This is a genomic window from Janibacter sp. Soil728 (assembly GCF_001428305.1).
Lineage (GTDB): Bacteria > Actinomycetota > Actinomycetes > Actinomycetales > Dermatophilaceae > Janibacter.
The window spans coordinates 1-26533 of the sequence record NZ_LMRZ01000003.1; the positions used below are offsets into that span (position 1 = coordinate 1).

Below are 26533 nucleotides of genomic sequence, written 5' to 3' on the forward strand. Positions count from 1 at the left end.
GTGCTCATGCAGCCATCATCTGGCCACTACCGGAGCCCCGGACTGTCAGCGGTGTCCCTTCACATACCTGTCAGACATGTCCCTTCAAATCACACCGACGATTCACCGGCGGGTTCACCTCCAATGAGGAAGGGGTGTGTCCCCGGCGTAGGCTGCTGGACATGCGTTTTGAGGAGCTCGGCTTCGCCCCCGACACCGTCGACTACCTGACCGCTTGGGAGCACCAGAAGCAGGTGCACGCAGCCGTCGTCGCCGGTGAGCTCGAGGACACCACCCTGCTGCTGGAGCACACCGCGGTCTACACCGCGGGCAAGCGCACCGAGCCGCACGAGCGGCCCTTCGACGGCACCCCGGTCATCGACGTCGACCGCGGCGGCAAGATCACCTGGCACGGCCCCGGGCAGCTCGTCGGCTACCCGATCGCCCACCTGCCGGGTCGGCGCGATGTCATCGCGCACGTGCGCCGCCTCGAGGAGATGATGATCCGCGTCGCCGCCGACGTGGGCGTCACCGTCACCCGGGTGCCCGGTCGCTCCGGCATCTGGGTGCCCGGCACCGACGGTGAGCGTGACCGCAAGCTCGGCCAGATCGGCATCCGCGTCTCCCGGGACGTGGCGATGCACGGCTTCAGCCTCAACGTCAGCTGCGACCTGTCCTGGACGCAGACGATCGTCCCGTGCGGCATCCCCGACGCCGACGTCTCGACCCTGGCGCTGGAGACCGGGCGCGACATCACCGTGGCCGACATCCTCCCTTCGGCCAAGGCCCACCTGCTCGAGGTCATGACGGAGGACCTGCCGCTGACCAAGGGGGCTGCGGCCACCGCCTGATCAGCGCTTCAGGATGGCGTGCTCCCACGGCCTGTCCAGGTCGAAGCGCCGACCGGTGACCTCCTCCGGGACGATCTCGACGAAGACCTCCTTGTCCGTCGGGATCCACGAGCGCAGTCGAGAGTTTTCGGCACGTTCGCGGTCGTCCCTCTTCTCCAGCACCCGCGCGTCACCACGCACGATGACCGACCACGCCTCGTCCTGCGCGTACCCGTCGATCTCGAAGGCCACGTCGGACTGCATGACGACCCCCAGGAGCTTGTTGCCCTGCGAGGTGCGAAACAGCAGGACCTCGTGGTCGGTCGCGTAGTTGAGCGGCACGATGTGCACCTCCCCCGTGAGGTGGAAGGCGAGACGGCCGAACTCGTTGCCGCGCAACAGCTCCCAGCACTCGTCCCGGCTCAGCTCGTGGATTGGTGACTGCGTCATCCCGACCTCCTGTGGCCCGACCCGGGCACCGCTGCCCGTCCCATGATCGTAGTGACGAAGGGGGTCCCCGTCGCCCCCCTTCGTCCCCCGCGGGGAGCGGCGTAGGCTTGAGTGATTCCGGACACCACCGGATCACCGAGAGTTGCCAGGAGAGTTGCGTGACCGTCGCACCCGAAGGACGTCGCATGTTGCGTGTCGAGGCACGCAATGCCGAGACCCCGATCGAGCGCAAGCCGGAGTGGATCCGGACCACGGCGAAGATGGGCCCCGAGTACAACCAGATGCGTGGCCGCGTCAGTGGCGCCGGCCTGCACACGGTGTGCCAGGAGGCCGGCTGCCCCAACATCTTCGAGTGCTGGGAGGACCGAGAGGCCACCTTCCTCATCGGAGGTGACGTGTGCACCCGTCGCTGCGACTTCTGCGACATCGCCACCGGTCGCCCGACGAGCCTCGACCTGGACGAGCCGCGTCGCGTCGCCGAGTCCGTCCTCGAGATGGGCCTGCGCTACTCCACCGTCACCGGCGTCGCCCGCGACGACCAGCCCGACGGTGCCGCGGGCCTGTACGCCGAGACGATCCGCCAGATCCACGCGCTGAACCCCAACACCGGCGTCGAGATCCTCCCGCCCGACTTCGGCGCCAAGCCCGAGCTCGTCGGCCAGGTCTTCGACGCCCGACCCGAGGTCTTCGCCCACAACCTCGAGACGGTCCCGCGGATCTTCCGCAAGATCCGCCCCGCCTTCACCTACGAGAAGTCGCTCGCGGTCCTGTCGATGGCCCGCGAGGCCGAGCTCGTCACCAAGTCCAACCTCATCCTCGGGATGGGCGAGGAGGACCACGAGATCGAGGAGGCCATCCGCGACCTGCACGAGGCCGGCTGCGACATCCTCACGATCACCCAGTACCTGCGCCCCTCCAAGCTGCACCACCCGATCGAGCGGTGGGTCAAGCCGGAGGAGTTCGTCCACTGGAGCGACCTCGCCGAGGAGATCGGCTTCAAGGGCGTCATGTCCGGGCCGCTCGTGCGCTCCAGCTACCGCGCCGGTCGTCTCTACGCGACCGCGATGCGCAAGTGGGGTCGCCCGATCCCCGAGCACCTCTCGCACCTCGAGGCAGCCATCGACGAGCCCGCCCGCCAGGAGGCCTCCTCGCTGGTCGCCAAGGCGCATGCCCAGGCCCTCCTCGACCAGCCCGCCACCGGCACCGACGGCTGACGCTTCCCCCTTCGCAAAAGGAACTAGACTCCCCCCTCATGGCCAGCAAGAGCGACAAGCCCGTCAAGCCCAAGCGCGAGAACCCCTTCAAGCGGATCGCCGGCGTCTACAAGACGATCAAGGCGATCGATCCGCAGGTGACCCTGTGGATGCTCCTCGCCTTCGTGGTGGTGCTGCTTGTCGGCACGGTCATCGGCCTGATCTTCGGGCATGTCATCGCCTCGCTGCTCGTCTCGATCCCCTTCGCCGCGCTCGCCGCGATGATCGTGCTCTCGCGGCGTGGTGAGGCGGCTGCCTTCAAGCAGATGGAGGGCCAGCGCGGCGCCTCGATCGGTGGTCTGTCGGCGCTGCGTCGTGGGTGGTACTACGACCAGGAGCCGATCGCCGCCGACGCGACCAAGCCGAGCGAGATCAACACCGCGGCCGTCGTCTTCCGCGCGCTCGGCCGTCCCGGCATCGTCCTGCTGGGCGAGGGCCCCAAGCACCGCGTCGACAAGCTCTTCGCCAAGGAGATCAAGAAGGTGGGCCGGGTCGCGCCGGGCGTTCCGGTGCACACCTACCTCGTCGGCAGCGGCGACGGTGAGCTGGCTCCTCGCAAGATCCGGATGACGCTGACCAAGCTCAAGCCCGAGCTGACCAAGGAGGAGATGTCGGTCGTCAACAAGCGGCTGAAGTCCCTCCCCGGGCTTCGCCAGGGCGTCCCGGCCGGGGTCGACCCCAACCGGGCCCGCTCCAGCCGCGCCGCCCAGCGGGGCCGCTGAGCGTCCACGCTCCACCCCACGTCTCGTCGAGGAGAGCCGCCCTGCCTGCTGCACCGATCGCCCACGCCGAGGACCTCGCCGACTTCGTCGACGCCTCCCCCTCGAGCTACCACGCCGCGACCGAGGTGGCTCGCCGCCTGCAGGACGCCGGGTTCGCCGCACTCGACGAGACGCAGTCCTGGCCGCAAGAGCCGGGCCGCTACCTCGTCGTGCGCGACGGTGCCCTCATCGCGTGGGTCCTCCCGAGCACGGCGTCGACGACCACGCCCGTGCGGGTCTTCGGCGCCCACACCGACTCCCCCGGATTCAAGCTCAAGCCGCAGCCGACGACCGGACGCCTCGGCTGGCTGCAGGCAGGTGTCGAGGTCTACGGCGGACCGCTGCTGAACTCCTGGCTCGACCGCGAGCTGCGTCTGGCCGGTCGGCTGGTCCTCGACGACGGCACCGAGGTCCTCGCCGACACCGGCCCGCTGCTGCGGTTGCCGCAGCTGGCGATCCACCTCGACCGCGAGGCCAACGAGCGCTTCGCCCTCGACAAGCAGGCGCACACCCAGCCGGTGTGGGGGCTCGGCGCCCCCGAGTCGGCCGACCTGCTGGCCGAGCTCGCGGGCTCAGCCGGTGTGGACGCCGCTCGCATCCGCGGCTACGACCTCGTCACCGCCGACTCCGCGCGCGGCGCCGTCTTCGGTCGTGACGACGCCTTCTTCGCCGCGGGCCGCCTCGACGACCTCGCGTCCGTCCACGCCGGCACGGTCGCCATGGCGGCGCTCGGCAGCGATCTCGACGCCGACCACATCCCGGTGCTCGCCGTCTTCGACCACGAGGAGATCGGGTCGGCGACCCGCTCGGGCGCGGCCGGCCCCTTCCTCGAGGACGTGCTCGAGCGCATCGGCCTGGCGCTCGGCGCCGATCGGGGCGAGCGGATGCGCGCGCTGGCGTCGTCGTGGTGCGTCTCGAGCGATGTCGGCCACTCCGTGCACCCCAACTACCCCGGCAAGCACGATCCTCAGGTCCGCCCGGTGCTCGGCTCCGGTCCGATCCTGAAGATCAACGCCAACCAGCGCTACTCGACCGACGGGGTCGGAGCCGCCGCGTGGCACGGCTGGTGCGAGGCGGCGGGCGTGACCAGCCAGGAGTTCGTCTCCAACAACACGGTGCCGTGCGGCTCGACGATCGGGCCGATCACGGCGACCCGGCTGGGCATCCGCACCGTCGACGTCGGCATCCCGATCCTGTCGATGCACTCGGCTCGGGAGCTGGCGGGCACGAGCGACCTGTACGACCTGACGCGGGTGGCGGAGCGCTTCTTCCGCGGCTGAGTCAGCGTCGCGTGATGCGGGTGCCGGCCGCGCGGTCGTGCAGACCGCGACCGTCGTCACCCAGGACGATCAGGGCGGGGATGAAGAGGCACAGCAGCGCAGCACGAGCGGCGGCACGAAGGGGGGTGACCCACTCCCCGTGCAGCGGCACGACCTGAAGACCCATGAGCCGGTGGCCGAAGGTGGCGCCCCCGAGGGTGACCCCGACGACGTTGAGCAGGAAGAGCAGCCCGAGCGGCGCGAAGGAGAAGGCCGCGGGGCTGAGCTCGACCACGGCACCGATGAGCCCGTGGACGATCAGCAGGCACGAGGCCCAGTCGATGACGAGGGCGATGAAGCGACGACCGAAGGGGGCGCGGCTCCCCCCTTCGTCCGAAGTGGGGGCGGGAGGACCGACTCTGCTGCTCACGCGCGGAAGCCTACGTCGCCGCGCGGCGGACGCTCCCACCGCCCGAGCCACTCGCTGAGTAGGATCGACCTCAGCAAATGGGGCCTCGGCCTCATGTAACACAGGTGAAACATGTGGGTCATGGCCGAGAAACCGTCCGTGTCTAGCGTGATCACCAACAGTTGAAGCGGGAGGTCACAGTGGCCCGCCGCCCCACCCCAGGAGGATGGTTTGTTCAGCTCCCCTGACGAGGTTCTTGAGTTCATCAAGGCCGAAGACGTCAAGTTCGTCGACATTCGCTTCTGCGACCTGCCCGGCGTCATGCAGCACTTCAACGTGCCCGCCGAGTCGATCGACGAGGAGTTCTTCACCGAGGGCCAGATGTTCGACGGCTCCTCGATCCGCGGCTTCCAGGCCATCCACGAGTCCGACATGAAGCTCGTGCCGGACATCGACTCCGCGTACATCGACCCCTTCCGCGTCGAGAAGACGCTCATCGTCAACTTCTCGATCGTCGACCCCTTCACGGGCGAGCAGTACAGCCGTGACCCGCGCAATGTCGCGTCCAAGGCCGAGGCCTACCTGAAGTCGACCGGCATCGCCGACACCGCCTACTTCGGCGCCGAGGCCGAGTTCCACATCTTCGACGACATCCGCTTCGACAGCCAGCCGCAGGGCTCCTACTACTTCATCGACTCGGTCGAGGCGTCGTGGAACACCGGCCGCAAGGAAGAGGGCGGCAACCAGGGCTACAAGACGGTCATGAAGGGCGGCTACTTCCCCGTGCCGCCCGTCGACCACTTCACCGACCTGCGCGACCAGATCTGCCTGAAGATGAAGGAGGTCGGTCTCAACGTCGAGCGCAGCCACCACGAGGTCGGCTCCGCCGGTCAGCAGGAGATCAACTACCGCTTCAACACGCTGCTCGCCTCCGGCGATGACCTGATGAAGTTCAAGTACGTCGTCAAGAGCGCTGCCTGGGCCGCCGGTCGTACCGCGACCTTCATGCCCAAGCCCGTCTTCGGTGACAACGGCTCCGGCATGCACACCCACCAGAGCCTGTGGAAGGACGGCGAGCCGCTCTTCTACGACGAGCAGGGTTACGGCGGCCTGTCCGACCTCGCCCGCTGGTACATCGGTGGTCTGCTCAAGCACGCCCCGGCGCTGCTCGCCTTCACCAACCCGACGGCCAACAGCTACCACCGGCTGGTCCCGGGCTACGAGGCCCCGATCAACCTCGTGTACTCCGCGCGCAACCGCTCGGCCTGCATCCGCATCCCGATCGCTGGCAACTCCCCCAAGGCCAAGCGCGTCGAGTTCCGCATCCCGGACCCGTCGAGCAACCCGTACCTGTGCTTCGCCGCGCAGCTGATGGCGGGCCTCGACGGCATCAAGAACCGCATCGAGCCCCCGGAGCCGGTCGACAAGGACCTCTACGAGCTCCCGCCGGAGGAGCACGACGCCATCGAGCAGGTCCCGACCTCCCTCCCCGAGGTCCTCAAGGCCCTGGAGGCCGACCACGAGTTCCTGCTCGAGGGCGACGTCTTCACCCAGGACCTGATCGACACCTGGATCACCTGGAAGTACGAGAACGAGGTGCTCCCCCTGCAGGTGCGCCCGCACCCGCACGAGTTCGAGATGTACTTCGACATCTGAGCCGACAGGGCAAGCGAAAGGCCCCAGATCCCCGAAATACCGGGGGTCTGGGGCCTTCGTCGTGCTCGGCTACTTGGCCGCTGGCCGCAGATTGGCCGCAGGCCGGTCCGCGAAGACGGCCGACATGGCTGCACGGCTGCGATCGTCGGCGTCCGGCATGAGGTGGCCGTAAGTGTTCAAGGTCGTGGTGGCCGAGGCGTGGCGCAGGCGGGCCTGCACGACCTTGACGTCGAGGCCGCCGGCGATGAGGGCCGAGGCGAAGAAGTGCCGCAGGTCGTGGTGACGGAACGCCTCTGGCAGGCCCTCCACCCCACCTCGGGCGGCCCGGATGGCGCGCTCGAGGGTGTGTGGCGCCACGGGCTTGCCGAAGGGGTCGGTGAGGATCGTTTCGCCGTGCATGTGCTCGGCCAGCTCGGCCGCGACCTCGACCGGGAGCGGCACCGTCGCGGCCGACGACGCCGATTTGAGGGGCCCGCCACCCCACTGGACCTCTGGGGTCACGCTGCCGGTCTCCAGGTCAACGTCCCCGGGTCGCAGACCGCAGACCTCACTGATGCGCAGGCCGGCGAAAGCACCGAGGAGGATGGCTGGCCGCAGGTGTTCGGGCATCGCGTCGTGGAGGCCCCAGACCTGCTCTGCCGTCGCGACATACGGCCGCTGGGCACCCTGGGGAGGTGCGGTCCGCCGGGAGCACGGAGAGCGCGGGATCAGGCCGTCGTGGGCCGCGTCGGCCATGACCTGCGCCAGCCTCCTGTAGATCGCGTACCGGGTCGAGGGTGCGTACCTCTCCCCCAGCTTCGCCACCCAGGCCGACACATCGCTGGGTCGCACATCTCCGAGCCGCCGGTCCCCGAACTCGGCCACGATGACGCGGCAGTGGACCTGCGCTTGGCGAAGGGTCGAGGCCCTCCTCGATGCATACCCCTCGAGCCACCGCTCGACCCATTGGGCCACCGTGGTCTCCGACGCCTTGCGGTCGAGGTGGTCGCCGCGCTGGACGGCCGCCTCGCCTGACTTCACCCACGCCCTGGCGTCGGCCTGGCGCTTGAAACGTCGGTGATGCTCCCGGCCGCGCTCATCCCGATATCGGGCTCGATAGGTGCCGTTCTCCTGCCGCCTGACGCTGCCCATGCTGGCCGCTCCTAACTTCGACTAGCCCTGACTCTAACCCCACTGCTACGTTCTAGTTAGACGTCCTGGTTGTTCCACAGAACTTCTCCTTTCGGGTCGAGGAAGCCTCTCCGAGAGCAGCGCACCAATCCGGGAAGCCCGGTACGTGTGATCCATGCAGATCACTACCGATGGGATCCCCCATGTCCACACGCCTCTTCACGAAGCCCGAGGTCGCCGAGCGCCTCCGCATCCCCGTCTCGACGCTCAACTATTGGAGGAGCCGGGGAGAGGGTCCGCGTTTCGTGCGCGTCGGCCGTCGCCTCGCCTGCACCGAAGCCGACCTGGAGGCGTTCATCTCCTCCCTCGCGGCCGCCTGAGCACCCTTCCCCCACAACGAGATCGGAGTACCCATGATTGACGCCGACATCACCACCGCACTGGCCCGCCTCGACGCCCACAACGACCGCTGCCAGGAGGCCCGCGCCCGCATCGAGGAAGAGCACCTCGCCTACGCCCGCGAGGCCGTCGGGCTGCCTTTCGGCCCCCTCGACCACGACGGGGAGCGTCGCCTCGCTGACGCCCTGCGCGAGCGCAAGAACCGAGAGCCCGACTGGAGCCTGCCCATCGGCGACTTCAAGGATCCACTGGACTGGCGAGAGATGCGCGCAGACACCGACGACCGGGGCCACATCGTCCTGATCGACGGCGAGCGCACCATCCCCTCCGACCCGATGGTCGAGCGTCGCCTGTCTGGCCTGCTGGCCGAAGCTGAGGACCGCCACGAGGCCGACCACGGCCAGGCCACCAACCCGTGGTGCGCCTCCTGCGAGATTCGCTTCCTGCGATCGCCCTACGGCGACAACGATCTTGCGTCCGCCGGCTGGACCGAGAGCGAGCTGCGGGAGAGCGCACAGACCACCCTGCGGGCCCGTGCCCGAGCCACCCTGCTGAGGACGCGGGGAGTCGTCCCAGACGCCACCCCGGCGGACCCGGAGACCGTGGAGACCCTCGGTGGGTCCTGGGCGGCGCAGGATCTCACCGACGTACTCGACGGCACTTTCGAGCCCACCGTGCCCTGCATCTTCGAGCGCGAGGATGGGCAGGCCCTGTTCTACGCGGGGATGGTCCACTCCATGCACGGCGAGTCCGAGTCCGGGAAGTCGCTCGTCGCACAGTGGGCCTGCGCGATCGAGCTCCAGATGGGCGAGAGCGTCGTCTACATCGACTACGAGAGCGACAGGGAAGAGGTGGTCGGCCGCCTACTGATGATGGGCTGCAGCAAGGACTCGATCCTCGACGGCTTCACCTACGTCCACCCCGAGGAAGACCCCGCCGCGGACCGGGCCAACTTCGAGGCTCTGCTGCGGACCAAGCCCTCCTTGGTCATCATCGACGGCGTCACCGACTCCCTCGGACTGGCCGGGCTGTCCTCGATGGACAACGACGATCTGGCGCGCTGGTCGAGGAACCTGCCTCGGCGCATCGCCAAGCGCACCGGCGCCGCCGTCGTGCTGATCGACCACGTCACGAAGTCCACGGAGGGCAGGGGCCGGTTCGCTCTCGGAGGACAGGCCAAGATGTCCGGCCTCGACGGCGCGGCGTACACCGTCGACGTGATCTCCCCCGCAGGAAAGGGGCGGTTTGGCCGCCTCTCCCTGCGAATCGCCAAGGACCGCCCCGGCGGGATCCGAGGAGCCTGTGGGGAGCCCCGGAAGTCGGATCGCACGCAGGAGGCCGCCATCGTCGTGATCGACGGCACCGTCGACGGGCAGATCGGCGTGAGGGTCAAGGCCCCCGATGAGCTGGCAGACCCGGCCGTCATCGAGCGTCGCCACCAGTCCAAGGCGGCCGGCATCATGCGCAACCTCATCGACGAGATTGAAGCCCACCCTGGCTCCACGAAGAACGCCCTCATTGACTCGGTCAAGGGCAACAAGGAGGAGAAGAGCACCGCACTGCGGTCCCTCATCGAAGACGGATACGTCCGGGTGGACACCGGCGCTCGCAACGCCCACCACCACCACATCGGAGACAAGCCCTTCGCCATCACCCCCGATCTCCTGCCCACCATCCAGACGGAGGACTGACCATGTGCATCACCGGCAAGCGCGCCTACTACTCACGGGCTGAGGCCAAGAAGAAGGCCAAGGACATGAGCCGACGCACGGGCGAGCGGGTCATCCCCTACCGCTGCGATGTGTGCCCGGACTGGCACATCGGCAAGCCACCCCCCGGCCTCATCCGGGGTGAGGTCTCCCGCTCGGAGATCCACCAGCACAGGTACGACCGTGCCCGCGCCCTGGGCTACGAGCAGTGACCATGACCTGCTGCCTCGAGTGCGGGGAGCTGAGCGACGAGGCCCGATGCGAACAGCATCGGGCCTCGCCCGTTGAGCGGCGCGGCTCGAGCCCACGCGAGCGGGGGTACGACGCCGCATGGGATCGCCTCTCACGGAGTGCTCGAGCAGCACAACCTTGGTGCTCAGACTGCGGAGCAACCTCAAGGCTCACTGCCGACCACAAGCCCTCCGCGTGGACGCGCAGGGCCAAGGGCCTGCCGCTGCGCCTCATCGACGTGGACGTCGTGTGCAGTGACTGCAACTGGGCCCGAGGCTCGAGCCGACCGGGGTCTCCTCGCGCCGACCCTGGGGGGTAGGGGGTGCGGGGTCCGAGCGGGACCGGGACGCAGAGGACGAATCTTCGACTCTCTCGAACACCTGTGCGACGAGGAGCCCCAGACCCCCCTCTCAGGGCCTCAAGCACCTACCTCACGCATGAGATAACGACCCTCTTTGCCCCACTGGGTCTGACTGGGTCTGACTGGGTCTAAAAGCCCCCAGACCCAGTGACCACGACTGGGTCTGGGTCCCCCCTCCCTTTAGGGGGACCCAGTCCCGGTCAGCGCTGGAGAATCGGTGACCGGGTCCGAGAGACCTGGACCCGGTCGATTTTGACCCTCAACCTCTACTTTAGACTTTGCGATACCCTCTCCTCATGGGGAAGCCGGGACCGAAGTCTCAGATCACAGCTCCCCCGCTCGACCTCACTGGAGCACCAGAGCGGGGATGGGAGCGGGTGGTCTGGTTCGCCCAACGCTTCCTGCTGGTCCCCAAGGGCACCGGCGCGAAGACCCCGTTTACCCTGCGGCCCTGGCAGGTCGACATCGTGCGGGAGTTCTTCCCGGCCGCTGGTCGGCCCCGGCAAGGACTGCTGTCCCTCCCCCGCGGCAACGGCAAGACGGCTCTGGCCGCCGTGCTGGCCCTCTACGCGCTGTTTGCTGACGAGCAGGAGGGAGCGCAGGTTCTGGTGGTCGCATCCGACGAGAGGCAGGCGGGGCACGTCCTGCGGGCTGCGCGTCGGATGATCGAGCTGTCTCCTGAGCTGGCCGAGCGCACTCACCTGTACGCCGATCGGATCCACTGCCCGCAGACCGACTCGGAGATGCGGGCGCTCCCTGCCGACGAGGGCGCCCTCCAGGGATGGGATCCCACGCTCATGATCGTGGACGAGCTGCACGTCGTCACGGAGAAGGTGTGGGAGGCCGTCACGAGCGCCTCCGGCAAGCGGGCCGAGTCGCTCACGCTGGCGATCTCCACGCCGGCCGACAACACCGAGTCTGTGATGTGGAAGCTGGTGCAGTGGGGCCGTGAGGGCACCGACCCCTCGGAGTTCGTCTACGTCGAGTACAGCGCCCCGGATGGCTGCGCTCTGGACGACGAGGAGGCCTGGGCTGTCGCGAACCCTGCCCTGGGTGACTTCCTCGCCATCGACGCGCTGCGGAGCCAGAAGCGCACCATCCGCGAGGAGGCCTTCCGCCGGTACCGCCTGGGGCAGTGGGTCGGGAGCGAGAACACCTGGCTCCCCTTCGACTCCTTCGCACCGCTGGCCCGCCCTCACCTGATCGGCAAGCGGGAGCGCGTGGTCCTCGCCTTCGATGGGAGCGCCTCGGGCGACTCCACGGCCCTGGTGGGCTGCACGCTCGGTCCGACGCCCTACGTCTTCGTGGTGGGCCTGTGGGAGAACCCGACGCCCGGCAAGGCCGGCTGGAGGGTGCCACGCGAGGAGGTCGACACCACGGTGAAGGACGCCTTCAAGCGCTTCAACGTCGTGGAGATGGCCTGTGACCCCTGGGGCTGGCGCTCTGAGATCGAGTCCTGGGCAAAGCGCCACGGGGAGCGCCGCGTCATCGAGTGGAACACCGCGCACGCCTCACGGATGGCACCGGCCACGGACCGCATGTACCAGCTGGTGGTCACTGGTGGGCTCGAGCACGACGGAGACCCCCGGATGATCGCGCACTTCGACAACGCGGTGGCGAAGAACACCAACCTCGGTGACCTCATCAGCAAGGACAAGAAGAACAGCACTCGGAAGATCGACTCGGCCGTGGCGGCCATCGTCGCCGCAGACCGGGCCGCCTTCCACACCCAGAAGCCCGCTCGCACAGGAAGTTTCGCCTCATGACCACTACCAAGACCCTCGAGGCCCTCACGGCCTCCCTCGACACTCGGCAGGCCGCCATCGCGGAGAACGAGACCTACCTCTCGGGCAAGCAGCGCCTGGCGTTCATGTCCTCGCAGGCCCGCGAGGCCACGAAGCTGGGCCGGATGGCGACCAACGTCCCCCGGCTGGCCGTCACCTCCTTGGCCGAGCGCCTGCGGGTGACCGACCTGCACCTGTCTGGCCAGCACGATGAGGCCCTGTGGGCCGACTTCCGGCGCAACGACCTCGACCAGACGCTCGGGCTGGCCTTCCGGGAGGCGCTCGGCCTGGGCTCCTCCTACGCCATCGTGTGGGACCGCACCGGGCGGGCCCGGCCGCGGGTGAGCATCGAGTCTGCGCAGCACGTCACGGTGCAGACCGACCCCGGCACCGGGGAGACCCTGGCCGCGGTGAAGCGGTGGAACGTGCCCGGCGGGAGCCGTGCAGTCCTCTACCTCCCCGACGCGGTGATCCCCTTCACCGCCGACGGCGAGAACGCCACCATCGGCTGGCGAGAGGGCGAGAGCATCCCCAACCCGCTCGGTGCGGTGCCGGTGGTGGAGTTCCGCAACGGTGACCGGCTCCTGGGCCCCGGCGTCTCCGAGATCGAGGATCTCAAGCCGCTGGTGGACGCCCTGAACAAGGTGCTGGCCGACATGATGGTCGGCTCTGAGTTCTACGCCCGGCCCCGTCGCTGGGCGACCGGCGTAGAGCTCGGCGAGGACGAGGAGGGCCGCCCGGTCAACCCCTTCCCCGAGGGCGACCGGATGATGATCTCCGAGGCCGTCGAGGCCCGTTTCGGCTCCCTGCCGGCTGCGGACCTGGGCTCCTACGAGGCTGCGGTGAAGATCCTCCTGGGGCAGATCATGGCCGTGTCGGCCCTGCCGGCGCACTACATCGGCGTCCTCAACTCCAACCCCACCAGCGCCGACGCAAACCGCTCGGCCGAGGCCTCCTTGGCCGCTCGGGCGCAGGCTCGGCAGGCGCAGTTTGGTCGGCCCGTCGAGGCCATCGGCCGGCTCATGCACGCGGTGCGTACCGGCACCGATCCCGAGGCCGCCGACGTCTCGGTGGTGTGGGCCGACCCGGCCACGCGCTCGGTGGCGCAGGAGGCTGACGCGGTGGTGAAGCTGCACGCCGAGGGCCTGCTGCCCACGGACTACGCGCTGGCCCGCCTGGGCTACTCCGGCGACGAGATCGCCCGTATCCGCCTGGCTCGCCTGCAGGAGAGCGTGGAGCGTGCGCGGCTGGAGCCGCCGGCATGACGGAGCCTCTGCTCGATTACCGGACGCTGGAGCTCCTGCGGGATGGGGCCGTGGCGATCTTCGAGCCGGTCTGGGGCTTCCGCAAGGACGTCCCGGCCGACCAGTGGGTCGACCTGGCGGCCCGGACGATGGTCTCCACCTCCCTGCAGGGTGAGGCCCTGGGCCGCTCCTACGGCTCCTACGCCACGACGGTGGACGGGAGCGCCCTCCTCCCGCCGGACATCGCCACGACGGCCCGCAGGCCCGCGCCGGACGACTTCGAGCCGCGCTCCTCCCGTGCGCCCAAGCCGGATCCGCTCATCGACGTGGAGGAGCGCTCCCGGGAGCTGGAGGGCCAGTACGTCTCTGCCCTGCGCACCATTGGTGGGCTCTCTAGTGGCTTTGAGGACGCCGACCGCCCGCGGGTCGATCGGCTCATCGGGGATGAGGCCGTGGCCGCTGTGCAGCGCGGCTATCAGGACGGTCTACGCCTCTACGACCAGGAGGACGTGGAGTACGAGGAGTTTGGGCAGGACACCGGCGGCCGCCCCGAGGTGGACGCGCTCGGCCGCGTCCGACCGAGCACGACTTCCACGAGGGTTCGCGGCTACCGGCGCGGGATCAACCCCGGCTGCTGCGAGCTGTGCTTCTGGCTGTGGAAGGAAGGGCGCGTCTACCCGATCGACCAGCCGATGCACCGGCACACCGGATGCCGGTGCGTGCCGGTACCCACCACCGACCCTGTGGGCCGGTGGTCCCTGAGCAACGAGGAGATGGATCTCCTCGAGGCGCTCTACGAGCGTTACGTGAAGACCGACGATGAGGAGGAGTCAGCATGACCGAGCAGGAGCAGACCGTGGAGCAGGACCAGGAGCAGGAAGGGGCCGACCAGGAGCAGGAGCAGGAGCCCGACACCTTCCCGCGTGACTACGTGGAGAAGCTGCGCAAGGAGAGCGCGGGGCACCGCACGTCCGCCCGTGAGGCCACCGAGGCCCTGCTGCCGCTGCAGGAGCGCCTGCATGGGGCACTGGTGGGCGCTACGGGCCGTCTGGCCGACCCGTCCGACCTCCCCTTCGACCCGGCGCACCTCGAGGACGAGGACGCCCTGACGGCCGCGATCGACGCCCTCCTCGAGGCCAAGCCTCACCTGGCCCCCCGGCGCGTCTCTGGGGACGTGGGGCAGGGACTGGGTGGCCCCCAGTCCGGCGTGGACCTTGGCGGGATGCTGCGCACGCGAGCCTGAACCCTCAACCTGTGGTCGAGGGTTTCTGTTACCCTCGACCACAGGAGCCCGGCGCTCCTCCTGAACAACGGCTAGATGCCCGCGTGACCACTTCCGCTGCATCTCGTCCTCAGGAGGACTCCAATGGCTCTCGACACCACCACCGCTACCGAGCTGACTTCCGAGCAGGTCCAGACCGTCCTGGTCCAGCCGCTCGAGGCCCGCTCCACCTTCCTCTCCTCCGGTGTGCGCATCATCGACACCGCCGGCCCCCTTCGCCTGCCCAAGATGGGTGGAGCGACCGCTCCCCAGTGGCACGGCCAGAACGAGCAGATTTCCGAGGTCGACCCCGACTTCGACGAGATCACGCTCCTGCCCTCGACGATGAAGTCGGTCAAGACCCTGACCCGCTTCTCCAACGAGCTGGCGCGGCAGTCCGTCGTGGCTCTGGACGAGGCCCTCAAGGCCCGCCTGGTCAAGGACGTGGCCGACACCATCGACGCCCAGCTCCTGAGCGCAGGCGGCGACGGCGTCACGATGCCCAAGGGCCTGTTCGGCTACGCCGGCACGCAGTCGGTGCCCGTGGGTGGAGACCTCACGCTCGACCACCTCATCGAGGCTGAGGGCCTGGCCCTGGCTGGCAACGTCAACTCCGAGGCTCTGAAGTGGGTCATGACCCCGCGGGAGTTCACCAAGCTCCGGAAGGTCAAGGACACCTCGGAGCGCTACCAGCTCCAGCCCGACCCGACCCGCGCCGGTGGCTTTACCCTCTTCGGTCACTCGGTCATCGTCACCGGCCGCGTCCCCGACACCACGGGCGCGACGCCGACGGCCCGCGTCGGTCTGGTCGACTTCTCGCAGGTCGTCGTGGCCCGCGACGCTTCCCCGAGCGTCAAGATCCTCGACCAGACCTTCGGCGACTTCGACCAGCAGGCCATCCGCGTGGTGGCCCGCTACGACGCGGCCCCGCTCAACTCCGAGGCCGTCATCGTCCTCTCGGGCATCACCGTCTGACGATGAGCGCGCTCACCAATCTGGAGGCCTCCCCCTCGGCCTCCTGCGCCCGCCGAGGGGGACGGTCCGACCTCTGCTCCTGGTCTGGCTGTCCCTCTCGGTGCGGGGCGGTGAGCCCATGAGCGAGCCCGTCCCCGTGCTGGCACTGGTGGGCCCCTCGGTCCTCCAGGAGGCCCGCGCACGCGGCCTGCGGGGCGGCGTCGAGGTGGTCTGGTCTCCCGAGCGTGGATGGCTCTGTGCCGACCACACCGCCCAGCCCTGCATCCACACCGAGGGCCTCCCCGGCCCCGGACTTCCTCAGGAGGACTCATGAGCGCACCGACCGGCCAGACCGTGGCCGACTTCCTCGGAGCGGGCGACGACGTGGAGCTGGTGGCCCTGGCCTCCCAGCACGTCCTGATCGTCACCGCGATGGCACGGACCTATGTGCGCGGCAACGGCTTCACTGAGGGCGACGTCTCCGAGGACATCGCGGCCGTCATCACCACGGCCACGGCCCGGATGGTCGCCAACCCCGAGCAGATCAACACCCAGATCGGCTCCACGGCTGTGTGGGGTGGCTTCCAGGGCTGGTCCCTGGCTGAGCTCTTCGTCCTCAACTCGTGGCGGGGGCGGGCGGCATGATCCGGGTGATGCATGAGCGGTGCGACCTCGAGGCATCCGAGGTCGATCGGTTCGGGGACACCACCTGGGTCCTCAAGGCGTCCAACGTCCCCTGCGAGATGGTCCCGCTGGACTCGAGCGAGCAGACCCAGCGCGGCGTCGCCGTCACGACCACCTACCAGTGGGTGACGCGCTCGACCCTGATCCCCAACGTGCAGACCAACTGGCGCATCATCTGGCGCGGGAGGGACTTCAACGTGGTGGGTCACGTCGAGGACTACTACCTGCGGGGCCGGCTGCAGCACCGGCAGGCCGTCGTGAAGTTCATCCAGGGCTGACCGGACGAGGGAACCTCGTTTGGCCGCAGATTGGCCGCAAGCGGGCTCACGATTGCTCGCATCCACTAGCACGCTCTAGACGCTTCCACACCGGATTTCCGGTGTTTCTCGCACCGGCTGACATGGGCTCACACCCTCCGATTAGTTCGAGATGTACTTCGACATCTGAGCCGAGCCGAGCGCCAGCGAGGGTCGGGTCAGATGTCGAACAGAAAACTCAGTGACATCTGATCCACGCCACACGCCGAAGGGCGGGACTCCCGATCGGGGGTCCCGCCCTTCGTCATGGCTTGGTTGTGTGTTGAACCGGTAGCCCAGGATGTCGGCATGCCCTGGGTAGCCCTGCCGGCACGCAGGGCTACCTGTTCAACACACAACCTTCCAGCGATTGGGCTCCCTCACCCGCGGTCCCCGGACGGCGACCGGTAGGTGACGTCCACCTGACATCCCCCGCCTCGCAGTGCACAGTGGAGTCATGAGCACACGACGCATCCTCATCACCGGAGCGGCAGGCGGGGTGGGGACGTTCCTCACCGAGCGTCTCAAGGACCAGTACGACATCACCGGCCACGACCTGGAGCCGCAGCCCGACGCGCACCCGGTGATCCTCGGGGCCGACCTCACCGACTACGACGCCGTCCGCGGGGTCATGGACGGCATCGACACGGTGGTCCACCTGGCCGGGGCCGCGTCGCCCGAGGCGTCCTGGGAGGCCGTGCTCAACGCCAACATCATCGGCACGCGCAATGTCCTCGAGGCAGCACGTGACGCCGGTGTGCGGCGGGTCGTCTTCGCCTCGTCCAACCACGCGATGGGCATGTACGACCGTCACGAGCAGTGGCCGGTCTACCCGGACACCGTGCCGCGACCGGATTCCTTGTACGGGGTCTCCAAGGTCTTCGGCGAGACGATCGGTCGCTACTACTACGACGAGTACGGCCTGTCCTTCATCGCACTGCGGATCGGGTGGGTCTCCGGCGACCCGACCGTCTCCGATGTCGACGTCCTGCACGCCATGTGGCTCAGCGAGCGTGACACCGCGCAGGTCGTGCGGTGCGCGATCGAGGCAGAGGTCGACTTCGGGATCTACTACGCGATCTCCGACAACCCCAACCGTCGCTGGGCGATGACCAACACCATGCTCGAGCTCGGCTACCGACCGCAGGACTCCTGGGCCGACGAGGCGCCGGCCGATGAGCCCGTGGTCGAGGGCGGTGTGCCCGTCGCCGACACCTGGCCCAAGGGGTCGTAGGTCGCGGGGTGAGGTCGGCCCGGCGTGACATGGGAGACTTCCCCCAGTGAGCAGTGTGTGGACGGCGCGAGGCATGCCCGCGCTCTTGTGGGCGACCTTCCTGGGGTTCAGCGGCTTCGCTGTCCTCATGCCGGTCGCTCCCCTGTGGGCGGTGCACGGCGGCGCTGACGAAGGGGGTGCCGGCCTCGTCAACGGCGTGCTGCTGGCGGTCACCGTCCTCACGCAGTTCACGGTGCCGGCGATGCTGCGCCGCTTCGGCTGGGGCCCGACACTCGCGGTCGGCTTGATCCTCCTCGGCGCTCCGTCTCTCGGCTTCATCGCCAGCGACTCGCTCGCCACCGTCCTCTCCCTGTCCGTCGTGCGCGGCGTCGGCTTCGGCATCCTGACGGTCACCGGCAGCGCCGCCGTGGCCGAGCTGTCGACGCCCGAGACCCGCGGCAAGGCGGTCGGTGCCTACGGGCTGGCGATCGCCGGGCCACAGGTCGTGCTGCTCCCCCTCGGCTCATGGGTCGCCGAGACGGTGAACTTCAGCGTCGTCTTCGTCGTCGGTGCGCTCCCCCTGCTCGGGGTGCCCGCGGCGCTGGCGCTCGGTCGGGTCGTCGACGCCTTCCCGGCACACAGCGAGACCCCGGGCGCCACGCCGGGAGCCAGCACCCACCGCGCCACCATCACCCTGCTGCGCCCGATGATGCTGCTGCTGGGCGTGACGGTCGCAGGCGGCGCAGTCCTCACCTTCGGCCCGCAGATGGTGCGCAACCCCGCGATCGTCATCCCCGCCCTGGCTCTCATGGAGCTGATGGCCGCCATCTTCCGCTGGTGGATCGGCGGCGTCGCGGACCGGTACGGAGCAGAGCGCTTCCTCGCCCCCTTCGTCCTGCTGACCGTGCTCGGTGTCGGCGGTATCGCCTGGGCCATCCACGAGCAGTCCGTGCCCGTGCTGCTCATCGGCGCGGTCCTGCTCGGCAGCGCCTACGGAGGCCTGCAGAACCTCACCCTCGTCATCTCCTTCGCCTCCGTGTCGCGACGGCACATCGGGCTGGCCAGCTCGATCTGGAATGTCGGCTTCGACCTCGGCTCCGGGCTCGGCTCCGTCATGGTGGGCGCGATCGCCGCCGGCCACGGCTTCCCCACGGCGCTGGCAGTGACAGCGGCCCTCGCGCTGCTGACGCTGCCGTTGGCGCTCGTGCGGCGGGGGCTTCGTGACGGTCGCTGAGCGACCTCCTCAGCCAGCGTGGTGACCGTCGCTGAGCGACCTCCTCAGCCGGCGTGGTGACCGTCGCCGAGCGACCTCCTCAGCCAGCGTGGTGACCGTCGCGGAGCGACCTCCTCAGCCAGCGTGGCGACCGTCGCTGAGCGACCTCCTCAGCCAGCGAAAACCGGGGAGTCCTCCCCTTCGCGCTGCCTCTGTCGACCGTGGGAGGATCGCCGCACACGATCGGGACAAAGGGGTATGGGTTGAGTACAGGGGCGCAGCAGTTCATGAATGCTGCCCGGCAGGTCGCAGGAGCGACCGGCATGGGACAAGCAGTCGACGACGTGAGGCAGCAGGCACAGGGGGCCGGCTTCGACCTCAACGCGCGGGACTTCCCCGCAGCCCGGGGCGAAGGGGGGACCGCCGGAACCCGGATCAACACCGAGCACGTCTCCCTCGACGACGCCGCCGAGGCGCTCAGCCGCAGCCGCTACGAGATGGGGCAGCACGGCCCGGTCCACGTCATCACGCCGATGATCATGCCCAAGGGGCGCCGCCTCAAGGCCATGCTGCCCGTGATCCTCCTGATCATCCTCGGCTTCGTCGGATCGCTCTTCCTTCTCCCCTTCGGGACCAGCCTGGCCGTCTTCGGCCCGCACTACTGGGTCCTTGTCATCGCCGTCGCGGCCTTCATGTGGTGGCGCCAGGGCATGGTCATGGTCCCCGAGGGCTGCACCGCGCTCATCAGCCGCTTCGGCAAGGTCGAGGCCGAGGTCGGTCCCGGTCGCGTGACCTTGTGGAACCCGTGGAAGCGGGTCTCCTACATCGTCAACACCACGCGCGAGTACCCCTTCAACGCACCGATCCGCTCGGCACCGACCAAGTCGGGCGTCCAGGCGTCGGTCGACCTCTTCCTGCAGTTCCGCATCGTCAGCGCCCGCGAGTTCGTCTTCGTGCTCGGCGCCGTGCAGGGCTTCCAGGACAAGCTCAACAACGCGATCTCCGAGACCACCCGCTCGCTCATCTACGAGCAGGAGGCCTCCAGCATCTACGACCTCGTCGGTGAGAGCACCGCGCGACTGCTCGACCAGCTCAACGCCCAGTTCGCCCCCGCGGTCGAGCTGACGACGGCCAACATCACGCACGCCGAGCCGTCGGCCCAGGAGTACCGGATGGACCTCGCGGCACCGGAGATGATCCGGGTGGCCAAGGAGGCCTACACCTATGACTACGAGCTGGGGCTGAAGAAGGAGCAGAACGAGGGTGACCTCAACAAGGACCTCGCCTCGCTCAACGAGAACCTCTCCGGCATCCAGGCCGACATCGCGCGCTACCAGGCGCAGATGGACACCGCGCTGGAGCGGGAGACCAACCGGGCCGAGGCGGTGGCGCGTCAGCGCTTCGTCGAGTCCGAGTCGGACGCCAATGCCAACGCGGCACTCCTCGAGGCGCAGGCCCTGGACATCCGCGCACTGAGCGCGGCGCTGGCCCCGGAGATCCTCGACTACCGCTACCAGCAGGACATGCTGGACAAGATGGAAGGGGTGTCCGGCTCCCTCCCGCAGATCGTGCGGATCGGCGAGGAGTCCGAGGGCGTGGACTACCTGCAGATCGCCCGCCAGCTCGTCGGCGGCCAGGAGGCCAAGCTCTTCACGGAAGAGGACATGGAGGCCATCCGTTCGCGTCAGGGCGACATCGCCGACCGGGTCAGCGCCCGCCAGGCCGACATCGTGGATCTGCTGCACGCTCCCGAGGAGACGGACGTGGAGATCCTTCCGGTCACCGAGACGCAAGCAGACCCCGAGGGCGAGCAGCGACTCGACGAGATCCGCCAGTCCGTGACCGACGAGAGCGTCACCGAGGCGCTCGGCGAGGTCAGCGGCACGCGCACCCCGGCCCAGCCGGCAGGAGCGCCGGAGCCACCCGACGCTCCGGTCGACCTGCCACCACCGCCGCCGATGACCGAGCCGATGACCCAGACCGACCCGAGCGAGGGTGAGCGCAATGAGTGACCAGATGATGGAGCAGGCGGTCCGCGCGGTGCGCGGCCAGGGCATGAGCTCGATCAAGGAGGTCGTCTCCGGGTGGAGCGATGTCGCGCGCTACCTGCGTGGCGGTGACTCCGGATCGCTCGTCCCCGTGGTCATCCCCAAGGACAAGCGTGGCCTGAAGTGGGCCTCACTCATCTGGTTCGGCCTGTGGGCACTCTTCAGCGGGGTCTTCCTCGCAGCGAGCGACCACGGCGCCATGGGTGGTCTGGCGATCTTCGTCGCAATCATCTCCTTCCTCCTGGCGGCACTGTGGTGGTGGCGCTCCGCGATCGTCGAGATCGAGGAGGGCACGGTCGGCGTGCTGACGAAGTTCGGCGCCATCTCCGGCCCCGGCCTCTCCCCCGGTCGCCACTACCTGTGGCACCCCTGGGCCCGGGTCGCGTACGTCGTCGACGTGACGACCGAGATCCCTTACACCGCACCGGTGCTCAGCTCACCGACGCATGAGAACGTGCCGCTGAAGTCGATCGAGTTCTTCCTGCGCTTCCGCATCGTCGACGCGATCCGCTTCGTCCAGACGATCGGCGCGGGCAACTTCGACCTCGTGCTGTCCAACTCGGTGCAGGACGCCATCCGTCAGCGCAGCCGGCAGGTGCGCACCGAGCAGGCCTATGACCTGCGCGGCAGCGACGTCAAGGACATGCAGGACATCCTCAACCGTCAGCTGACCCGGTACGGCGTGCAGATCATGGGCTGCAACATCCCCGACGTGCAGCTGCCCGACCAGTACCGCGAGCACATCGCCACGCGTGAGCGGGTCGCCAAGGAGCTCGTGGCCTACGAGAAGGAGTGGGAGCTGACGCGCAAGCGCCGTATCGACACCCTCCTGCTCGAGATCGAGCGGTCCAAGAAGGTGCGCGACGCCAAGGTCGTCGAGGTCCAGGCCTCGCTCAACAAGGCCCGCAAGGATGTCGCGCAGATGCTCGAGGAGCGCGAGACCGAGGCGCAGAAGATCCGCTACGAGATCGAGACCCGGGCCCGCACCAACCTCGTTGCGGCACAGGGTGAGGCGAAGGCCCAGGAGCAGCTGGCCACGGCCTACCGCGACAACCGTGCGGTCCTCAGCTACGAGCTCGCCCGTCGTCGCCTCGACGTGGGCGCGACCCTCGCCGAGGACGCCCCCCGGCCGGTCATCGTGCACACCGACGCCGGCAGCGGTGACACCTCGGCGCTGTCCACGCTGCTCATGGCCCAGCTGCTGCCGCAGCTGCAGTCCGGCGGCTCGGCTCCGCGTCGCGGATCCCGTCAGGTGGCCCAGTCCGCCGGCGACATCGACCAGGTCGCCGAGCGCGCCGCCCGCGCGCTGCGGGAGCAGACGCAGGGCTGAGCAACGGGCTGCAGAACCACGGCCGAAGGGGGGCGCTTCCGATCACGGGAGCGCCCCCCCTTCGGCTGAATTTCGTGGCGCCGAGGAAGCTCCTCGCTGCCTCTGCCGTTGCTCCGTACTTTGTGCCACGTGCCGCGTGGCACAAAGTACGGAGCAACGGCAGAGCGCCCGGATCAGCCCGGCGGCGCCTGCCGGGCATCGAGGACCGTGAGCACCTGCTGGGCCCACCGGATGTTTTCCTCCTCGAAGCTGATCCCCCGCAGCAGCGTGAGGTACTGCCCCACGCGCGGCTCCGCGACGAGGTACTCCTCTTCGGGCCGTCCGGCGAGGGTGCGCTCCTGCACGAGCCGGTAGACGGCGAGCTTGGCCTCGAAGGCCTCGAGCCGCTCGACGACGTGCTCCCGGATCGCCTCCGGCTCGCCCGACTCCAGCGCCGCCACCTGGACCAGCAGCTCGTCACGCACCGCCATGGGCTTGGGCGAGCGCAGCGTGTGGGCACGCAGGGCCGCGCGGCCCGCGGCGGTGAGGCGGAAGACCCGCTTGTCCGGTCGCTTCGACTGGGCCACGGTGCGCGCGGTGACCAGTCCGGCGTCCTCGAGCTTGTCCAGCTCGCGATAGAGCTGCTGCGGACTCGCGGTCCAGTAGTTGGCGACCGATACGTCGAAGGCCTTGGCCAGGTCGTACCCGGACGACTCGTCGTGCGCGAGAGCGGTGAGGATCGCGTCCTGGAGTGCCATGCCCGGATCCTACCTCTGGCACCTATTCATATCGTTGAGTAGGTTGAGCGCATGTTCCGTGAAGCGATCGAACGCCATGACATGGACGCCGCCGAGGCACTGCTCTCCGACGATGTCGTCTTCCACAGCCCTGTCGCCCACAAGCCCTACCCGGGCAAGGCGATCACCAACGCGATCCTGCGCGCGGTGACCGAGGTCTTCGAGGACTTCCGCTACGTGCGCCAGCTCCAGGACGGCAAGGAGGAGGCCTACGTCTTCGAGGCGACCGTCAACGGCCTCGAGCTCACCGGGGTCGACTTCCTCACCCTCGACGAGGACGGCAAGATCGTCGACTTCATCGTGATGACCCGACCGCTCAAGGCGAGTCAGGCGTTGGCCGACCGGATGGCCGAGCGCTTCCCTCAGATCCAACAGGCAGCGGCGGACTACCCCGCTCCCTGAGGAGGTCGCTCAGCGACCGTCTCGAAGGGGCTGAGCGTCGGCCGCTTGGCGACGCGTCCGTCACCAGAGGACCTGCCGGTCAGGCGCCGGCCGAGCCACGGGCCGACATGTCGACGGCTCCACTCGACCTCGGTGCGCACGCTCCGGCGGGGAGCCGCCCCGGCGGGCACCGAGTCCCAGCCCTGCTCCACGGGCACATCGAGCGCAGCGGCGCTGCCCAGGGCGAGCCTTTCGTGACCGAGCGCCGACAGGTGCAACCGGTCATCGGCCCATGCCCGCGGATCCTCGAAGATCGTCCCCGTGGTCGGCGCCGGCGGCATCATGCCGTGCTCGTCCGCCAGCTGCTGGTAGATCCCGTTGAGCACCAACCGCCGCCGCGCGATGAGGCGCCCGGCAGGGCTGACCGCCCGGATGTCCGGGATCGGCACGACGACGACGCGGGCCCCCTTCGCGGTGAAGGGCGCCACGACCTGCACGAGGGTCTCGCGCAGCTCGTCGACGTCCAACCGGGGCCGCAGGAGGTCGTTCATCCCCGCGGTGAAGGTCAGCACGTCCGGCTCCAGTGCCAACGCCGCCTCGACCTGGGTCTCGAGGATCTGCTGCGCCCGCAGACCCCGTACGGCGAGGTTCGCGTAGTCCACCTCACCGTGGTGGCCGGCGAGCAGCTCGGCGAGCCGGTCCGCCCACCCGCGAGGTGTGCCGTCGGGCCATGGGTCGTCACCGACCCCCTCGGAGAGGCTGTCACCGATGGCCACGTAGCGCAGCGCCATCAGACCCGCGCCGCGATCCGGGTGCCCTGGTCGATGGCCCGCTTGGCGTCGAGCTCCGCGGCGACGTCGGCGCCGCCGATGAGGTGGACGGTGGCCCCCTTCGCGTCGAGCTCGTCGTGCAGGCCCCGGTTGGGTTCCTGACCGGTGCACAGCACGATCGTGTCGACCGCGAGGACCTGCGACTGCCCGTCGATGACGACGTGCAGGCCGTCGTCGTCGATCCGCTCGTAGGTCACGCCGGGCACCATCGTCACGCCGCGGGCCGCGAGCTCGCCGCGGTGGATCCAGCCGGTGGTCTTGCCCAGGCCCTTGCCGACCTTCGTCGTCTTGCGCTGCAGGAGGGTCACCTCGCGCGGCGCCGACCGGTGCGAAGGGGGAACCAGCCCACCTCGTGTCGTGTGGTCACCGTCGATGCCCCAGGTCCGCTGGAAGGCCGCGATGTCCAGGCTCGCCTCGTCACCCGGGTCGGTGATGAAGGCCGCGACGTCGAAGCCGATGCCGCCTGCGCCGAGGATCGCCACGCGTCGGCCCACCTCGACTCGCCCACGCAGGACGTCGAGGTAGGTGACGACCGTGGGGTGGTCGGTGCCCGGCAGGTCGGGGACGCGCGGGGTGACACCGGTGGCGATGGCGACCTCGTCGTAGCCGGACAGGTCGTCCGCCTCGACTCGAGCACCGAGCTTGACGTCGACACCGGTCTCCGTGAGCTTGTGCCGGAAGTAGCGCAGCGTCTCGTCGAACTCCTCCTTGCCCGGGACCCGCCGGGCCACGTCGAGCTGGCCGCCGATGTCGTCGGCGCCGTCGAAGAGGGTCACGTGGTGGCCGCGCTCGGCGGCCGTCGTGGCGAAGGCCAGACCGGCGGGACCGGCCCCGACGACGGCGAGGCGCTTGGCCAACCGGGTCGGGCCGATGACCAGCTCGGTCTCGTGGCAGGCACGGGGGTTCACCAAGCAGGACGTGATCTTGCCGCTGAAGGTGTGGTCGAGGCAGGCCTGGTTGCAGCCGATGCAGGTGTTGATCGTCTCGGGCTCCCCCTTCGCCGCCTTGGCCACGAACTGCGGGTCGGCGAGGAAGGGCCGCGCCATCGAGATCATGTCGGCGTAGCCGTCGGCGAGGAGCTGCTCGCCGACCTCGGGGGTGTTGATCCGGTTGGTCGCGACGAGCGGGATCGAGACCTCGCCCATCACCCTCTTGGTCACGCCAGCCCACGCGGCGCGCGGCACCTGCGTGGCGATCGTGGGGACGCGGGCCTCGTGCCAGCCGATGCCGGTGTTGATGATGTCGGCGCCCGCGCTCTCGACCTCCTTGGCCAGCTGGACGACCTCCTCGAGCGTCGAGCCCTCGGGGACGAGGTCGAGCATCGACAGCCGGTAGACGAGGACGAAGTCAGGGCCGACCGCCTCCCGGACCCGGCGCACGATCTCGAGGGGGAAGCGGATCCGGTTGGCGTAGGAGCCACCCCAGCGGTCGGTGCGCTGGTTGGTCCGCGTGACGATGAACTCGTTGATGAGGTAACCCTCGGAGCCCATGATCTCGACGCCGTCGTAGCCGGCCTGCTGGGCCAGCCGGGCGCAGCGCACGTAGTCCTCGATCGTCTGCTCGACCTCGGTGTCGGTCAGCTCACGGGGAACGTACCGGCTGATCGGGGCCTGGATCGGCGATGGGGCGACGAGGTCGGCGTGAGTGGCATAGCGGCCGAAGTGCAGGATCTGCATGGCGATCAGGCCACCCGCCTCGTGCACGGCCTCGGTGACGATGCGGTGGTTGGCCACGTCGGCCTCGGTCGTCATGGCAGCCCCACCCTCCGCCGGACGGGCCTCCAAGTTGGGCGCGATACCGCCGGTGACGATCAGGCCGGCTCCCCCCTTCGCCCGCTCGGCGTAGAAGGCGGCCATCCGCGCGAAGCCGCCCGGCGCCTCCTCGAGGCCGACGTGCATCGACCCCATGATGACGCGGTTGCGCAGGGTGGTGGTGCCGACCGTGATCGGCTCGAGCAGGTGCGGGTAGGGCAGAGACATGGTCACCGACTTAATTGGTCAATTTGTTGAATAGGGAAACCATAGCGGGTCTCCCCGCGCGGCTGACCCGACCTCCGCCATCCGGGTGGAGGTATACCCGCCGACGAATCCTCGGCGAGCCTGCGTCCACCCA

Annotated in this window: 27 protein-coding genes; 21 read left to right on the forward strand and 6 right to left on the reverse strand. The window is 69.0% G+C overall.

The window, feature by feature from the left end:
- Positions 1–161 precede the first annotated feature (161 nt).
- The gene (gene lipB, locus ASG73_RS04370; protein ID WP_055991473.1) at positions 162–830 is read left to right on the forward strand and encodes a lipoyl(octanoyl) transferase LipB; all 669 of its coding nucleotides are present in this window, start codon (positions 162–164) and stop codon (positions 828–830) included.
- Here the strand turns inward: lipB and ASG73_RS04375 are convergent, their stop codons facing one another.
- Complete coding sequence (locus ASG73_RS04375) at positions 831–1259, reverse strand: pyridoxamine 5'-phosphate oxidase family protein (protein ID WP_055991476.1); 429 nt, start codon at positions 1257–1259, stop codon at positions 831–833.
- A gap of 158 nt (positions 1260–1417) precedes the next feature.
- On the opposite strand from ASG73_RS04375, the gene lipA reads away from it, so the two are divergent.
- The 3 genes from lipA to ASG73_RS04390 are packed head-to-tail and all read left to right on the forward strand — an operon-like array spanning position 1418 to position 4553.
- Positions 1418–2473: a lipoyl synthase gene (gene lipA, locus ASG73_RS04380; protein ID WP_055991479.1), complete on the forward strand. Its 1056-nt coding sequence runs from the start codon at positions 1418–1420 to the stop codon at positions 2471–2473.
- Positions 2474–2511: 38 nt separating this feature from the next.
- Positions 2512–3234, forward strand: a complete 723-nt coding sequence (locus ASG73_RS04385; protein ID WP_055991482.1) for a DUF4191 domain-containing protein — start codon at positions 2512–2514, stop codon at positions 3232–3234.
- A 41-nt stretch (positions 3235–3275) separates the two neighbouring features.
- Positions 3276–4553 carry a M18 family aminopeptidase gene (locus ASG73_RS04390; RefSeq protein ID WP_055991485.1) on the forward strand — a complete coding sequence of 426 codons (1278 nt, stop codon included), beginning with the start codon at positions 3276–3278 and terminating at the stop codon, positions 4551–4553.
- Between the two features lies 1 nt (position 4554).
- Here the strand turns inward: ASG73_RS04390 and ASG73_RS04395 are convergent, their stop codons facing one another.
- Positions 4555–4962: an RDD family protein gene (locus ASG73_RS04395; RefSeq protein ID WP_055991488.1), complete on the reverse strand. Its 408-nt coding sequence runs from the start codon at positions 4960–4962 to the stop codon at positions 4555–4557.
- A gap of 210 nt (positions 4963–5172) precedes the next feature.
- Here ASG73_RS04395 and glnA point away from each other — a divergent pair, with 210 nt between their 5' ends.
- The gene (gene glnA, locus ASG73_RS04400; RefSeq protein ID WP_055991491.1) at positions 5173–6597 is read left to right on the forward strand and encodes a type I glutamate--ammonia ligase; all 1425 of its coding nucleotides are present in this window, start codon (positions 5173–5175) and stop codon (positions 6595–6597) included.
- Between the two features lie 69 nt (positions 6598–6666).
- Here the strand turns inward: glnA and ASG73_RS04405 are convergent, their stop codons facing one another.
- The gene (locus ASG73_RS04405) at positions 6667–7728 is read right to left on the reverse strand and encodes a tyrosine-type recombinase/integrase (RefSeq protein ID WP_055991494.1); all 1062 of its coding nucleotides are present in this window, start codon (positions 7726–7728) and stop codon (positions 6667–6669) included.
- Between the two features lie 182 nt (positions 7729–7910).
- Here ASG73_RS04405 and ASG73_RS04410 point away from each other — a divergent pair, with 182 nt between their 5' ends.
- From ASG73_RS04410 to ASG73_RS04480, 15 genes are all read left to right on the forward strand, one after another.
- A complete protein-coding gene (locus tag ASG73_RS04410; RefSeq protein WP_200946690.1) occupies positions 7911–8087 on the forward strand; it encodes a helix-turn-helix transcriptional regulator in 177 nt (58 codons plus the stop codon).
- A 33-nt stretch (positions 8088–8120) separates the two neighbouring features.
- Positions 8121–9797, forward strand: coding sequence for an AAA family ATPase (locus tag ASG73_RS04415; RefSeq protein WP_055991499.1), 1677 nt, complete (start codon positions 8121–8123; stop codon positions 9795–9797).
- A gap of 2 nt (positions 9798–9799) precedes the next feature.
- Positions 9800–10027, forward strand: coding sequence for a hypothetical protein (locus tag ASG73_RS04420; protein WP_055991502.1), 228 nt, complete (start codon positions 9800–9802; stop codon positions 10025–10027).
- 676 nt (positions 10028–10703) lie between these two features.
- Entirely contained in the window at positions 10704–12173 is a 1470-nt protein-coding gene (locus ASG73_RS04425; protein ID WP_055991505.1) for a terminase large subunit domain-containing protein, read from the forward strand.
- Positions 12170–13456, forward strand: a complete 1287-nt coding sequence (locus tag ASG73_RS04430) for a phage portal protein (RefSeq protein WP_055991508.1) — start codon at positions 12170–12172, stop codon at positions 13454–13456. The genes ASG73_RS04425 and ASG73_RS04430 overlap by 4 nt, the downstream gene beginning before the upstream one ends.
- Positions 13453–14274 carry a hypothetical protein gene (locus tag ASG73_RS04435; protein WP_055991511.1) on the forward strand — a complete coding sequence of 274 codons (822 nt, stop codon included), beginning with the start codon at positions 13453–13455 and terminating at the stop codon, positions 14272–14274. The genes ASG73_RS04430 and ASG73_RS04435 overlap by 4 nt, the downstream gene beginning before the upstream one ends.
- A complete protein-coding gene (locus ASG73_RS04440; RefSeq protein WP_055991514.1) occupies positions 14271–14678 on the forward strand; it encodes a hypothetical protein in 408 nt (135 codons plus the stop codon). The genes ASG73_RS04435 and ASG73_RS04440 overlap by 4 nt, the downstream gene beginning before the upstream one ends.
- A gap of 123 nt (positions 14679–14801) precedes the next feature.
- Positions 14802–15671 (forward strand): phage major capsid protein, encoded by an 870-nt coding sequence (locus ASG73_RS04445; protein WP_055991517.1) that lies wholly within the window; start codon positions 14802–14804, stop codon positions 15669–15671.
- 118 nt (positions 15672–15789) lie between these two features.
- Positions 15790–15984 carry a hypothetical protein gene (locus tag ASG73_RS04450; RefSeq protein WP_055991521.1) on the forward strand — a complete coding sequence of 65 codons (195 nt, stop codon included), beginning with the start codon at positions 15790–15792 and terminating at the stop codon, positions 15982–15984.
- Positions 15981–16295: a hypothetical protein gene (locus ASG73_RS04455; RefSeq protein WP_055991524.1), complete on the forward strand. Its 315-nt coding sequence runs from the start codon at positions 15981–15983 to the stop codon at positions 16293–16295. Before ASG73_RS04450 ends, ASG73_RS04455 begins: the two co-directional genes overlap by 4 nt.
- Positions 16296–16303: 8 nt before the next feature.
- Positions 16304–16612, forward strand: a complete 309-nt coding sequence (locus ASG73_RS04460) for a phage head completion protein (protein ID WP_162253963.1) — start codon at positions 16304–16306, stop codon at positions 16610–16612.
- Positions 16613–17087: 475 nt separating this feature from the next.
- Positions 17088–17864, forward strand: coding sequence for an NAD-dependent epimerase/dehydratase family protein (locus ASG73_RS04465; RefSeq protein WP_055991530.1), 777 nt, complete (start codon positions 17088–17090; stop codon positions 17862–17864).
- A 46-nt stretch (positions 17865–17910) separates the two neighbouring features.
- Complete coding sequence (locus ASG73_RS04470) at positions 17911–19077, forward strand: MFS transporter (RefSeq protein WP_235499350.1); 1167 nt, start codon at positions 17911–17913, stop codon at positions 19075–19077.
- A 302-nt stretch (positions 19078–19379) separates the two neighbouring features.
- The gene (locus tag ASG73_RS04475; RefSeq protein ID WP_235499351.1) at positions 19380–21068 is read left to right on the forward strand and encodes an SPFH domain-containing protein; all 1689 of its coding nucleotides are present in this window, start codon (positions 19380–19382) and stop codon (positions 21066–21068) included.
- Complete coding sequence (locus tag ASG73_RS04480; protein ID WP_200946692.1) at positions 21061–22434, forward strand: SPFH domain-containing protein; 1374 nt, start codon at positions 21061–21063, stop codon at positions 22432–22434. Before ASG73_RS04475 ends, ASG73_RS04480 begins: the two co-directional genes overlap by 8 nt.
- 173 nt (positions 22435–22607) lie before the next feature.
- On the opposite strand, the gene ASG73_RS04485 is transcribed toward ASG73_RS04480, so the two are convergent.
- The gene (locus ASG73_RS04485) at positions 22608–23171 is read right to left on the reverse strand and encodes a PadR family transcriptional regulator (protein ID WP_055991539.1); all 564 of its coding nucleotides are present in this window, start codon (positions 23169–23171) and stop codon (positions 22608–22610) included.
- Positions 23172–23222: 51 nt separating this feature from the next.
- Between ASG73_RS04485 and ASG73_RS04490 the strand changes: the two genes are divergently transcribed.
- Positions 23223–23612, forward strand: coding sequence for a nuclear transport factor 2 family protein (locus tag ASG73_RS04490; RefSeq protein WP_055991542.1), 390 nt, complete (start codon positions 23223–23225; stop codon positions 23610–23612).
- Here ASG73_RS04490 and ASG73_RS04495 read toward each other — a convergent pair.
- Both ASG73_RS04495 and ASG73_RS04500 read right to left on the reverse strand, forming a co-directional pair.
- Positions 23597–24382 carry an SGNH/GDSL hydrolase family protein gene (locus ASG73_RS04495; RefSeq protein ID WP_055991545.1) on the reverse strand — a complete coding sequence of 262 codons (786 nt, stop codon included), beginning with the start codon at positions 24380–24382 and terminating at the stop codon, positions 23597–23599. The genes ASG73_RS04490 and ASG73_RS04495 overlap by 16 nt on opposite strands.
- Entirely contained in the window at positions 24382–26400 is a 2019-nt protein-coding gene (locus ASG73_RS04500) for an oxidoreductase (protein WP_055992673.1), read from the reverse strand. The genes ASG73_RS04495 and ASG73_RS04500 overlap by 1 nt, the downstream gene beginning before the upstream one ends.
- Between the last annotated feature and the right edge of the window lie 133 nt (positions 26401–26533).